This window comes from Klebsiella grimontii (assembly GCF_042137965.1).
In the GTDB taxonomy this organism is placed as follows: domain Bacteria; phylum Pseudomonadota; class Gammaproteobacteria; order Enterobacterales; family Enterobacteriaceae; genus Klebsiella; species Klebsiella grimontii.
In genome coordinates this window covers 1901621-1913943 of the sequence record NZ_CP169721.1, presented here as the reverse complement: position 1 = coordinate 1913943, position 12323 = coordinate 1901621, and the positions used below count along the sequence as shown (strand labels likewise).

General features: G+C 57.4%; 14 protein-coding genes and 1 other annotated feature. Of the genes, 9 read left to right on the top strand and 5 right to left on the bottom strand.

Annotated features, from left to right (window positions below; all coding sequences use genetic code 11):
- Positions 1-46: 46 nt before the first annotated feature.
- The 4 genes from ACE3MN_RS09040 to ACE3MN_RS09025 form a co-directional block, all read right to left on the bottom strand.
- Entirely contained in the window at positions 47-1405 is a 1359-nt protein-coding gene (locus tag ACE3MN_RS09040) for an APC family permease (protein WP_004122426.1), read from the bottom strand.
- Entirely contained in the window at positions 1395-1457 is a 63-nt protein-coding gene (gene yoeI, locus ACE3MN_RS09035; protein ID WP_096335043.1) for a membrane protein YoeI, read from the bottom strand. The genes ACE3MN_RS09040 and yoeI overlap by 11 nt, the downstream gene beginning before the upstream one ends.
- 235 nt (positions 1458-1692) lie before the next feature.
- Positions 1693-2583 (bottom strand): LysR family transcriptional regulator, encoded by an 891-nt coding sequence (locus ACE3MN_RS09030; RefSeq protein ID WP_004138771.1) that lies wholly within the window; start codon positions 2581-2583, stop codon positions 1693-1695.
- Between the two features lie 38 nt (positions 2584-2621).
- On the bottom strand, positions 2622-3446 hold the full coding sequence (locus ACE3MN_RS09025; RefSeq protein WP_049099674.1) for an SDR family oxidoreductase: 825 nt from the start codon (positions 3444-3446) through the stop codon (positions 2622-2624).
- Between the two features lie 175 nt (positions 3447-3621).
- On the opposite strand from ACE3MN_RS09025, the gene hisL reads away from it, so the two are divergent.
- The 9 genes from hisL (at position 3622) to hisIE (ending at position 10861) form a co-directional block, all read left to right on the top strand.
- Entirely contained in the window at positions 3622-3672 is a 51-nt protein-coding gene (gene hisL / locus ACE3MN_RS09020) for a his operon leader peptide (protein ID WP_009654477.1), read from the top strand.
- Positions 3648-3770: a sequence feature (His leader region), on the top strand. It overlaps the preceding gene by 25 nt.
- 47 nt (positions 3771-3817) lie before the next feature.
- Entirely contained in the window at positions 3818-4717 is a 900-nt protein-coding gene (hisG, locus tag ACE3MN_RS09015; RefSeq protein WP_004138766.1) for an ATP phosphoribosyltransferase, read from the top strand.
- 39 nt (positions 4718-4756) lie between these two features.
- A complete protein-coding gene (gene hisD / locus ACE3MN_RS09010) occupies positions 4757-6061 on the top strand; it encodes a histidinol dehydrogenase (protein ID WP_024360019.1) in 1305 nt (434 codons plus the stop codon).
- Positions 6058-7119 carry a histidinol-phosphate transaminase gene (gene hisC / locus ACE3MN_RS09005; RefSeq protein ID WP_004138764.1) on the top strand — a complete coding sequence of 354 codons (1062 nt, stop codon included), beginning with the start codon at positions 6058-6060 and terminating at the stop codon, positions 7117-7119. Before hisD ends, hisC begins: the two co-directional genes overlap by 4 nt.
- Positions 7116-8183: a bifunctional histidinol-phosphatase/imidazoleglycerol-phosphate dehydratase HisB gene (gene hisB / locus ACE3MN_RS09000; protein ID WP_024360021.1), complete on the top strand. Its 1068-nt coding sequence runs from the start codon at positions 7116-7118 to the stop codon at positions 8181-8183. The genes hisC and hisB overlap by 4 nt, the downstream gene beginning before the upstream one ends.
- The gene (gene hisH / locus ACE3MN_RS08995; protein ID WP_004122439.1) at positions 8183-8773 is read left to right on the top strand and encodes an imidazole glycerol phosphate synthase subunit HisH; all 591 of its coding nucleotides are present in this window, start codon (positions 8183-8185) and stop codon (positions 8771-8773) included. The genes hisB and hisH overlap by 1 nt, the downstream gene beginning before the upstream one ends.
- Positions 8773-9510 carry a 1-(5-phosphoribosyl)-5-[(5-phosphoribosylamino)methylideneamino]imidazole-4-carboxamide isomerase gene (hisA, locus tag ACE3MN_RS08990; protein ID WP_049087568.1) on the top strand — a complete coding sequence of 246 codons (738 nt, stop codon included), beginning with the start codon at positions 8773-8775 and terminating at the stop codon, positions 9508-9510. The genes hisH and hisA overlap by 1 nt, the downstream gene beginning before the upstream one ends.
- Complete coding sequence (gene hisF, locus ACE3MN_RS08985) at positions 9492-10268, top strand: imidazole glycerol phosphate synthase subunit HisF (RefSeq protein ID WP_004122444.1); 777 nt, start codon at positions 9492-9494, stop codon at positions 10266-10268. Before hisA ends, hisF begins: the two co-directional genes overlap by 19 nt.
- The gene (gene hisIE / locus ACE3MN_RS08980) at positions 10262-10861 is read left to right on the top strand and encodes a bifunctional phosphoribosyl-AMP cyclohydrolase/phosphoribosyl-ATP diphosphatase HisIE (protein ID WP_004122447.1); all 600 of its coding nucleotides are present in this window, start codon (positions 10262-10264) and stop codon (positions 10859-10861) included. Before hisF ends, hisIE begins: the two co-directional genes overlap by 7 nt.
- A gap of 83 nt (positions 10862-10944) precedes the next feature.
- On the opposite strand, the gene ACE3MN_RS08975 is transcribed toward hisIE, so the two are convergent.
- On the bottom strand, positions 10945-12264 hold the full coding sequence (locus ACE3MN_RS08975) for a glycosyltransferase family 2 protein (RefSeq protein ID WP_148865341.1): 1320 nt from the start codon (positions 12262-12264) through the stop codon (positions 10945-10947).
- Positions 12265-12323: the final 59 nt, after the last annotated feature.

The following is a 12323-nucleotide window of genomic DNA, read 5'->3' as shown; positions in this document are numbered from 1 at the left end:
AAAAAGCCGGAGGTTTCCCTCCGGCTTTTCACATCATCAAATGTGATTATGCGACGTCTTCGTACTGCGGCACCGGGTTGCGGAAGCTTTTGGTCACGCAGGCCAGGTAGACCAGACCAATACCGCCCCAGATCAGGCCGAGAACCATGGAGCTCTCTTCGAGGTTAATCCACAGTGCGCCGACGGTCAGCGCGCCGCAGACCGGCAGAATCAGATAGTTGAAGTGGTCTTTCAGCGTTTTGTTGCGCTTTTCACGGATCCAGAACTGGGAGATCACCGACAGGTTAACGAAGGTGAACGCCACCAGCGCGCCGAAGTTAATCAGCGCCGTCGCCGTGACGAGGTCGAATTTAATCGCCAACAGCGCGATCGCGCCAACCAGCAGCACGTTCCATGCCGGAGTACGCCATTTCGGATGCACGTAGCCGAAGAAACGCGTCGGGAACACGCCGTCGCGGCCCATCACGTACATCAGACGGGAAACGCCCGCATGCGCGGCCATGCCGGATGCCAGTACGGTAACGCTGGAGAAAATCAGCACGCCCCACTGGAAGGTTTTGCCCGCCACGTACAGCATGATTTCAGGCTGCGAGGCGTCCGGATCTTTAAAGCGCGAGATGTCCGGGAAGTACAGCTGCAGGAAGTAGGAAGCGCCGATAAAGATCAGGCCGCCAATCAGCGCGGTCAGGAAGATAGCCTTCGGGATCACGCGCTCCGCGTCTTTGGTCTCTTCAGACAGCGAAGAGATGCCGTCGAAGCCGAGGAACGAGAAGCACAGGATGGTCGCGCCGGTAATCATCGGCACCACGTGCGCGCCTTCAGACCAGAATGGACGGGTGCTGGTCAGCGTGCCCGCGCCTTCGCCGTGCATAACGCCGTAGATAATCAGGCCAACAATCACCGCCACGATACCCATCTGCAGGATAACGATCAGGGTATTGAAGTTCGCCACGGTCTTGATGCTGCGCAGGTTGGAGATGGTCATAAAGGCCACCAGCGCGACAACGAAGATCCACGAAGGAATAGAAGGCACCAGCGCCTCAAAATAAATTTTGGCCAGCAGAATGTTGATCATCGGCATGAACAGGTAGTCCAGCAGCGATGACCAGCCCACCATAAAGCCGACGGCCGGGCTAATGGATTTCTGCGCGTAGGTATAGGCGGAACCCGCCGACGGGAAACGGCGAACCAGTTTACCGTAGCTCAGCGCCGTGAAGAGAATGGCGATCAGCGCGAAGGCGTAAGCCGTCGCTACGTGACCATCAGTCAATCCAGAGACGATACCAAACGTATCGAACAGCGTCATCGGCTGCATATAGGCCAGGCCCATCATGACAACCGGAATTAACGTAAGCGTTTTACGTAATTCCACGCGAGAGGTTTTTGGAGTAGCGTTATGCGACATAGTTATCCCCTTTTACGGTGAACGCCAGCGCGTAAGCAAAAAATTGCCCCATTTCTTTGTATTCCTCAGCGACAACCACTGTCGGTTTTTAGTAAATATCTATCCGGTACGAAGCCCGGCCTCTTGGTATTGAATGATGTGTCTTTCAACCAAAAAAATAACCGACACTTTAAAAAAGCGTCGGCCAGTTTCTGATTTTCAGGACGCGTATTTTGCAACAACTGCTGGCCCGATGACAAGATGTTACAAGGCTTAATAATCTTGGTAATTTTCTAACAGATTAATATTCATACGATTTTAGTATTATAGACCTGATGGATAGCACTATTTGCTAATATCTCCTTTCGCCACCACTCGCCCGCCTGCCCACAAACGTCTTCATTCCAGCCTATCCATGCGCGATTGACCGGTTCGGGGACCGTCGTTTTTATTATCAGTAGCTCGCCGCGGGCGATTAAAGGCTGCACCTGAAATAGCGGTAAATAACTCCAGCCCAGTCCGGCGCACAGCAGCATCAGCTGGGCGGAAAGATCGAATACCGTCAGGCTCTCCTCGCCGTCGGCCTGCGGCCACGCGCCGTCGGTGGTAATCGCGCGATGGCGGCGCAGCGTCCGCCAGCCCACAGGACCGGCAATCTGCGCAAGCGGATGCTGGGGCGCAACGACAAACGCCTGCGCCACCTCCCCCAGTAGAACAGAGCCGTAGCCGCTGAGCGCCGGGGGGTCGCCCAGCGCGCCGAGCAGAAGATCCGCCCGCCCTTCCACCAGCGTCTGCCAGTTTGCGCCGAGGGTATCGCGGCGGAATTCAAGACGGGTGGCGTGATGCTGGCGATAAAACGCCGCGATCGACGGGGCCAGCAGCGAGAACGGAAAGGTAGCGTCGACGTTGAGTATCAGCGCATTTTCCCAGCCCTGATGCAGCCTGACGGCCTGCTTTTCCAGTTCGCGGGCGGTGTGCAGCACGTCGCGCCCCTTTTCCAGCAGCATCTGCCCGGTACGGGTGAAGCGCGCCCGGTGGCCACTACGGTCGAGAAGTTGAATATTGAGATCGCTTTCCAGCTTATGAATGGTATAGCTCAGCGCCGACGGCGTTTTATAGAGCTTCGCCGAGGCGGCGGCAAAGCTGCCCTCTTTGTCGAGGGCATCAAGAATGACGAGCACATCCAGCAGTGGTTTCATCGCTACCCCCTTTCGGTACGCGATTCACCGCTGGCGCATTACTCCATCGGCATCACCAGCGGATCGGGGTACTGGTACTCAAACCCCAGTTCGTTGCAAATACGGCTGCCATCCACAATCTTGCCGCTACCGTTCTCCGGGTTATCAGAGAATACGGGGACGGGAAGCCCAAGCTCGCGGGCCATCTGCGGATAAAAGACGCCGCGCGCGGGATGCTTAGGCGCACATATATTATAGATGCGCCCGCCTTTCGGAGCCTGCAATAACAGTTCGATCGCGGCGATCACATCCTGAAGATGCACCAGATTGACGCCGTGCTGGCCGTCCGGCGCGGATTTCCCGGCAAAGAAGCGCCCCGGATGACGGGACGGCCCCACCAGCCCGGCGAGGCGCAGAATGTCCACCGAGGTGCCGGGAAGGTTATGCAGCCAGTCCTCCAACTCTTTCAGCACCCGTCCGCTGGCGGTTTGCGGGTTACGGGGGGAGTTCTCCTTTAGCGTGCCGCTGGCGTTGCCGTAAACCGACGTTGAGCTGGTGAATATGATGCGCGGCACGTGATGCGCCAGCGCGGTATCAACGATTTCCTGTACCGCCTGAAGGTAAAAGTCCTCGCCGGGACCGGTCCGCCGCGCCGGTAAAGTAATCACCAGCGCGTCGACGTTCATTAAGGCATCCAGATCCTCGGTGTCGCAGACCAGCTGCGGCTCCAGACGCAGCGGATAGCTGTCGATGCCGCACATCCGCGCCGCCTCCACGCCATCCTGCGTGGTCTTACTGCCGGTCACCTGCCATCCCCGCGACATCAACGACAGCGCAAGCGGCATACCCAGCCATCCTAAACCTACAATCGCGACCTTCTTCATCCCCTTGCTCCTGACTTTTCGCTGTGCTGACTTAAGGCTACGCCAGCCGGCGGCAACTGACAATTTCTTCGGTCAATATGAAATGAATTAATGATAGAAAAAAGCCCTTGCTTTATGCGAGTAAAGTGGTTTAGGTTAAAAGGCATCAAATGCATAGTCATTCACAGAGAATTTTATGAACAGCGTTCAATTTAAAAACCACCATCATCACCATCATCCTGACTAGTCTTTCAGGCGATGTGTGCTGGAAGACGTTTGGATCTTCCAGTGGTGCATGAACGCAAAGAGAGCCCCCGGAAGATTCGCTTCCGGGGGCTTTTTTTTGGACCGAATTCGGACAGATTCAGACAGGGTTACAGAGGAAAATAAGAATGTTAGACAACAGCCGTTTACGCATAGCTATTCAGAAATCAGGGCGTTTAAGCGAAGATTCACGCGAATTACTCAGCCGCTGCGGCATCAAAGTGAATCTGCACACCCAGCGCCTGATCGCGCTGGCGGAAAATATGCCTATCGATATTCTGCGCGTGCGAGATGACGATATTCCGGGCCTTATCATGGACGGCGTGGTCGATTTGGGGATTATCGGCGAAAACGTGCTGGAAGAAGAACTGCTGAGCCGCCGCGCTCAGGGCGAAGATCCGCGCTACTTCACCCTGCGCCGTCTCGACTTCGGCGGCTGCCGCCTGTCGCTGGCGACCCCGGCGGATGAACCCTGGGACGGCCCGGCGATGCTTAACGGCAAACGCATCGCCACCTCCTACCCGCACCTGCTGAAGCGCTACCTTGACCAGAAAGGCATCTCGTTCAAATCCTGCCTGCTGAACGGCTCGGTTGAAGTGGCCCCGCGCGCCGGTCTGGCTGACGCGATCTGCGACCTGGTCTCAACCGGCGCGACACTCGAAGCGAACGGCCTGCGCGAAGTGGAAGTGATGTTCCGCTCCAAAGCCTGCCTGATCCAGCGCGACGGCGAGATGGCCGATAGCAAACAGCAGCTGATTGACCGCCTGCTGACCCGTATTCAGGGCGTGATTCAGGCCCGCGAATCAAAATACATCATGATGCACGCGCCGACCGAACGCCTGGAAGAAGTCATCGCCCTGCTGCCCGGCGCCGAGCGCCCGACTATTCTGCCGCTGGCCGGCGACAAGCAGCGCGTGGCGATGCACATGGTGAGCAGCGAAACCCTGTTCTGGGAAACCATGGAAAAACTGAAAGCGCTGGGCGCCAGCTCCATTCTGGTCCTGCCGATTGAGAAGATGATGGAGTAATCCGGCGGGTCGGTCACGGGATAAACAGGGGAAACAACCATGAGCTTCAACACAATTATCGACTGGAACGGCTGTAGCGCAGAACAACAGCAACAACTCTTAACGCGCCCGGCCATTTCCGCCTCCGGGAGCATCAGCAAGACGGTGTCGGAGATCCTCACTAACGTCAAAGACAACGGCGATGCGGCCCTGCGTGAATACAGCGCGAAGTTCGACAAAACCGACGTCAAGGCGCTGAAGGTTAGCGACGAAGAGATTGCCGCCGCCGGCGCGCGCCTGAGCGACGAGCTCAAGCAGGCGATGGCCGTGGCGGTCAAAAATATCGAAACCTTCCACAACGCGCAGCAGCTGCAGGCCGTGGATGTTGAAACCCTGCCGGGCGTGCGCTGCCAGCAGGTGACCCGCCCTATCGCCTCCGTCGGCTTATATATTCCCGGCGGCTCGGCGCCGCTGTTCTCAACGGTGCTGATGCTCGCAACGCCGGCGCGCATCGCCGGCTGCCAGCAGGTGGTGCTGTGCTCGCCGCCGCCGATTGCTGATGAAATCCTCTATGCCGCCCAGCTGTGCGGCGTGCGCAATATCTTTAACGTCGGCGGCGCGCAGGCGATTGCCGCCCTGGCGTTCGGCACCGAATCGGTGGCGAAGGTCGATAAAATCTTTGGCCCTGGCAACGCCTTCGTGACCGAAGCCAAGCGCCAGGTGAGCCAGCGTCTTGACGGCGCGGCTATCGATATGCCCGCCGGGCCGTCGGAAGTGCTGGTGATCGCCGACAGCGGCGCCACCCCGGATTTCGTCGCGTCCGACCTGCTTTCCCAGGCCGAGCACGGCCCGGATTCGCAGGTGATCCTGCTGACGCCGGATAGCGAGATGGCCACCCGCGTCGCGCAAGCCGTTGAGCGCCAGCTGGCCGCGCTGTCCCGGGCGGAAACCGCCCGCGGGGCGCTCTCCGCCAGCCGCATCATCGTGGCGCGCGATATCGCCCAGTGCGTGGCGATTTCCAACCAGTACGGCCCGGAGCACTTGATTATTCAGACCCGTAACGCCCGCGAACTGGTCGACGGTATCACCAGCGCCGGTTCGGTATTCCTCGGCGACTGGTCGCCGGAATCCGCCGGCGATTACGCCTCCGGCACCAACCACGTGCTGCCGACCTACGGCTACACCGCGACCTGCTCCAGCCTCGGTCTGGCGGATTTCCAGAAACGTATGACCGTGCAGGAGCTGTCGCGCGACGGGTTTGCCGCCCTCGCCTCAACGATTGAAATTCTGGCCGCCGCCGAGCGCCTGGACGCCCACAAAAACGCCGTTACGCTGCGCGTTGCAGCCCTTAAGGAGCAAGCATGAGCATTGAAGATTTAGCCCGCGCCAACGTCCGCGCGCTGACGCCGTATCAATCAGCTCGCCGTCTCGGGGGTAAAGGCGACGTCTGGCTGAACGCCAACGAATTCCCTACCGCGGTAGAGTTCCAGCTGACCGAGCAGACGATGAACCGCTACCCGGAACCGCAGCCGAAAGCGGTCATTGAACGCTACGCGCAGTATGCGGGCGTCAAGCCGGAGCAGGTGCTGGTCAGCCGCGGCGCCGACGAAGGCATTGAACTGCTGATCCGCGCCTTCTGCGAGCCGGGCCAGGACGCGGTGCTCTATTGCCCGCCGACCTACGGCATGTACAGCGTCAGCGCCGAAACCATCGGCGTGACCTGCCGCACGGTGCCGACGCTCGCCGACTGGCAGCTGGATCTGCCGGGCATCGCGGCCAATCTCGACGGCGTGAAAGTGGTTTTCGTTTGTAGCCCGAATAACCCGACCGGGCAGATTATCAACCCGAAAGATTTTCGTACCCTGCTGGAGATGACGCGCGGCAAAGCCATCGTGGTCGCGGATGAAGCCTATATCGAATTCTGCCCGCAGGCGACGCTGGCGACCTGGCTGAACGAGTATCCGCACCTGGCGATTCTGCGTACCCTCTCCAAGGCCTTCGCCCTGGCTGGCCTGCGCTGCGGTTTCACCCTCGCCAACGCCGAAGTGATTAACGTGCTGATGAAGGTTATCGCGCCTTATCCGCTCTCAACGCCGGTGGCCGATATCGCCGCCCAGGCGCTCAGCGCGGAAGGCATTGCCGCCATGCGGGCGCGCGTGGCGCAGATCCTCGCCGAACGCGATTATCTGGTAAGCCAGCTGCGCGGCATTGCCTGCGTTGAAGAGGTGTTCGATTCCGAGAGCAACTACGTTCTGGCGCGGATCGTCGCCTCCAGCGCGGTGTTTAAATCTTTGTGGGATCAGGGCATTATCTTACGTGACCAGAATAAACAACCTTCATTAAGCGGCTGTTTGCGTATCACTATCGGTACCCGTGCAGAGAGCCAGCGCGTCATTGACGCTTTGACTGCGGAGAATGTATGACCCAGAAGTTTCTCTTTATTGACCGTGACGGTACGCTGATTTCCGAGCCACCGGTTGATTTTCAGGTAGACCGCTTCGATAAGCTGGCGTTTGAGCCGCAGGTGATCCCGGCCCTGCTCAAGCTGCAGCAGGAAGGGTACAAGCTGGTGATGATCACCAACCAGGATGGGTTGGGAACCGCCAGCCTGCCGCAGGACGAGTTCGACGGCCCGCACAACCTGATGATGCAGATTTTCGCCTCCCAGGGCGTCAACTTTGACGAAGTGCTGATTTGCCCGCATCTCCCGACGGATAACTGCGACTGCCGCAAACCGAAAACCAGGCTGGTGCTGCCATGGCTGGAACAAGGGGTGATGGACACCGCCCACAGCTACGTGATTGGCGACCGCGCGACCGATATTCAGCTGGCGGATAACATGGGCATTACCGGCCTGCGCTATGACCGCGAACAGCTGGACTGGCCGACCATTTGCGAACAGCTGACCCGCCGCGACCGCTACGCCCACGTTGAGCGCATCACCAAAGAGACCCAGGTGGATGTGAAAGTGTGGCTGGACCGCGAAGGCGGCAGCAAAATCTCTACCGGCGTCGGTTTCTTCGATCATATGCTTGACCAAATCGCTACCCACGGCGGCTTCCGCCTGGAGGTTAACGTTGGCGGCGATCTGTATATCGACGATCACCACACCGTGGAAGATACTGGGCTGGCGCTGGGCGAAGCGCTGAAGCTGGCGCTCGGCGATAAGCGCGGCATCGGCCGTTTCGGCTTTGTGCTGCCGATGGACGAATGTCTGGCCCGCTGCGCGCTGGATATCTCCGGCCGCCCGCACCTTGAATATAAAGCCGACTTTACCTATCAGCGCGTTGGCGATCTGAGCACCGAGATGGTGGAACACTTCTTCCGCTCGCTCTCCTATACCATGGCGGTCACTCTGCACCTGAAAACCAAGGGCAAAAACGACCACCACCGCGTAGAGAGCCTGTTTAAGGCCTTCGGCCGCACGCTACGCCAGGCGATTCGCGTCCAGGGCGACACGCTGCCGTCTTCGAAAGGGGTACTTTGATGAACGTGGTGATCCTCGATACCGGCTGCGCCAACCTCAATTCGGTGAAATCCGCGGTGAGCCGCCACGGCTACGAGCCGCAGGTCAGCCGCGACCCGGATGTGGTGCTGCGCGCCGATAAGCTGTTTCTACCGGGGGTGGGAACGGCCCAGGCGGCGATGGACCAGCTGCGCGAGCGCGAGTTAATCGAACTGATTAAAGCCTGTACCCAGCCGGTGCTGGGCATTTGCCTCGGCATGCAGCTGCTGGGAAAACGCAGCGAAGAGAACAACGGCGTCGACCTGCTGGGCATTATCGAGCAGGACGTGCCGAAAATGACCGACCACGGCCTGCCGCTGCCGCATATGGGCTGGAACCAGGTGTATGCCAAAGCGGGCGATCGTCTGTTTCGCGGTATTGAAGACGGGGCGTATTTTTACTTCGTCCACAGCTACGCGATGCCGGTCAACGTCAATACCATCGCCCAGTGCAGCTACGGCGAGGCCTTCACCGCGGCGGTACAGAAAGATAACTTCTTTGGCGTCCAGTTCCACCCTGAACGCTCCGGCAGCGCCGGGGCGCAGCTGCTGAAAAACTTCCTGGAGATGTGATGATCATTCCTGCTTTAGATTTAATTGACGGTACGGTCGTCCGTCTCCATCAGGGCGATTATGGCCAGCAGCGCGACTACGGCAACGATCCGCTGCCGCGCCTGCAATCCTATGCCGCGCAAGGGGCCGAAGTGCTGCATCTCGTCGATCTGACCGGGGCGAAAGATCCGGCGAAGCGCCAGATCCCGCTGCTGAAAACGCTGGTTGCCGGCGTAAATGTGCCGGTGCAGGTTGGCGGCGGCGTGCGGACGGAACAAGACGTGGCCGCCCTGCTTGAAGCGGGCGTGGCGCGCGTGGTGGTGGGTTCGACGGCGGTGAAGTCGCCGGAAGTGGTGAAAGGCTGGTTTAAACGTTTTGGCCCGCAGCATCTGGTGCTGGCGCTTGATGTGCGGATCGACGCGGAAGGCCGCAAGCAGGTGGCGGTCAGCGGCTGGCAGGAGAACTCCGGCGTGACCCTGGAAGAACTGGTGGAGAGCTATCAGTCCGTCGGCCTGCAGCACGTGCTGTGCACCGATATTTCCCGCGACGGGACGCTGGCTGGGTCGAACGTCTCGCTGTATGAAGAAGTCTGCGCCCGCTATCCGCAGGTGGCGTTTCAGTCTTCCGGTGGCATTGGCGATCTCAATGATATCGCCGCGCTGCGCGGAACCGGAGTGCGCGGGGTGATTGTCGGCCGGGCGCTGCTGGAAGGTAAATTTAACGTAACGGAGGCCATTCAATGCTGGCAAAACGGATAATCCCCTGTCTTGACGTTCGCGACGGCCAAGTAGTGAAAGGCGTGCAGTTCCGTAATCACGAAATCATCGGCGATATCGTCCCGCTGGCTAAACGCTATGCCGACGAAGGCGCGGATGAGCTGGTGTTCTACGATATCACCGCCTCCAGCGACGGCCGCGTGGTGGATAAAAGCTGGGTGTCGCGGGTCGCGGAAGTGATCGACATTCCGTTCTGCGTTGCCGGCGGCATTAAGTCGCTGGACGATGCGGCGCAAATCCTCTCCTTCGGCGCGGATAAAATCTCCATCAACTCCCCTGCCCTGGCGGATCCGACGCTGATTACCCGCCTGGCCGATCGGTTCGGCGTGCAGTGTATTGTGGTGGGCATTGATACCTGGTTTGACGCCGCGAGTGGCAAGTATCACGTCAACCAGTATACCGGCGATGAGAGCCGGACGCGGGTGACGCAGTGGGAAACCCTGGACTGGGTGCAGGAAGTGCAAAAGCGCGGGGCCGGCGAGATCGTCCTCAATATGATGAATCAAGATGGCGTGCGTAATGGCTACGATCTGGAGCAGTTAAGCAAGGTGCGCGCCGTGTGCCGCGTGCCGCTGATTGCTTCCGGCGGCGCGGGCACTATGGAGCACTTCCTGGAAGCCTTCCGCGACGCTAACGTCGACGGCGCGCTGGCCGCCTCGGTGTTCCACAAGCAAATTATCAACATTGGCGAACTGAAAACGTACCTGGCAGCACAGGGCGTGGAGATTAGGGTATGTTAAGTGAACAGCTGGATTGGCAAAAAACCGACGGTCTGATGCCGGTCATCGTGCAGCACGCCGTCTCTGGTGAAGTGCTGATGCTGGGCTATATGAATCAGGATGCGCTGGCGAAAACCGAAGAAACCGGCAAAGTAACCTTTTATTCGCGGACCAAACAGCGTCTGTGGACCAAGGGGGAAACGTCGGGCAATTTCCTCAACGTGGTGAGCATCACCCCGGATTGCGATAACGATACCCTGCTGGCGCTGGTCAATCCGATTGGCCCAACCTGCCATAAAGGCACCTCAAGCTGCTTTGGCGAAACCGGCCATCAGTGGCTGTTCTTATATCAGCTGGAGCAGCTGCTGGCGGAACGCAAGCACGCCGACCCGGAGAGTTCGTATACCGCGAAGCTGTACGCCAGCGGAACCAAGCGGATAGCGCAGAAGGTGGGAGAAGAAGGCGTGGAGACCGCGCTGGCCGCAACGGTGCATGACCAGTTCGAGCTGAAGAATGAAGCGTCGGATTTGATGTATCACCTGCTGGTGCTGCTGCAGGATCAGGGGCTGAATTTGACGGATGTGGTGGAAAACCTGCGGAGCAGGCATAAGTAAGTCATCAAAGGGAGGCGGCATAACGCCTCCCTTGCAATATAACCCTCGCCAGCGCGCTGGTTGATATCACCTGTTTAGCGTCGTCATGGCTTTTTTCGCGCCGCTATCGCTTTGACGACCCTTAATGGTTTCGTCATTTTCCATGACAAAGATGAAACCAAATCGCTATAGCGCTGAGTCAGCTCCTGGAGCTCATTGTGGACGCTGAGTAATTTCTGCTGTTGCGTGTGATGCTCGTTCTCTAAACGCGTTTTTAGTTGTTCAAATTCGTGGATAAGCGTGGTTTTATCGCTCACTTGCGCCTTCAGGACATCAATTTCACTTCGCTGAGATAAAGTTGACTGTTTAAGCGAAGTGATTTCTTCCTGCAGCGTTGAATTCAACATATGTGCATGTTCAAGCTCGCGCAACACTCTGTCTTTCAGAGAAAAAATATACTCTTCCGCTGACTGATTAACGATCCGGCCATGCGCAGCTTTAATAAAGTCATCATAAAAGTCATCACGATCGATTTCTAAAGATAGGATGAACGACTTCACATCGTTGAAGAGCAGGTTAAAGGAAGGGCCCGAGATCGTATTTAAGTTCCACTCCAGAAAAACAACGGCGTAATTATTAAAATCACGACTTCTGGACGGCAGTAAATCACGATCTTTCATAAACGAACGTAGCGAAGTTAATGCCTCCAGCGCGCAGTGCCACGAGTGTGCCCTGGTGGAAGAAAGCGACTTCGCACGGTTGATCGTATGAGAGATTAAGATTTCATCAACCAGCGAGATGCGGTTTGCTAACAGCATGAAACCACTCACAAAGTACAGGTCGTTTGTGGTTCTCAGCGGTTGAAACTCCAGACCCATTGCCAGAATAGCTTCGCGTCTGAAGAGCTTATCCCATGGCCACCATATAAAGGCTCTGAAAAAATCGTTAGCAATATCCTGTGAAGAGAAGACCTCTTTTTCAGGCAGTAAATCCTCCCGCGCGGACAAAGGCATGGGAGAATGAGTATTGGTTTGCAGATCGATTGACTGGCACCGACAGATAACAACATCCGTTTGCAGGGCCGTAGCCCGGTCGGACATTCTCTTTAACATCTCTTTATCGGCGTAATCATCATCGTCGAGGAAAATAATGTATTCGCCGGTCGCTATACGTAAGCCGATATTTCGCGATTCGCCACCGCCGACGTTGCTCGGGTTGGTTATCACCCGGACTCGCGAATCCTCATCGGCTATTTTAGCGACAATATCCAGAGTATTATCGGTGGAATTATCGTTAACAATGATAATTTCAATGTCTTTTAAAGTCTGGGTTAATACCGTATTAAGCGTTTCGGAAATATACTCCGCGGCGTTATGAACGGGGATGATAACGGAAACAATAACGTTACTTGATTCATCAGACATTCAATCACCTTCAAAATAAGAGGCACGCAATCATTAAACATAAATAATGCGTTTGCAGA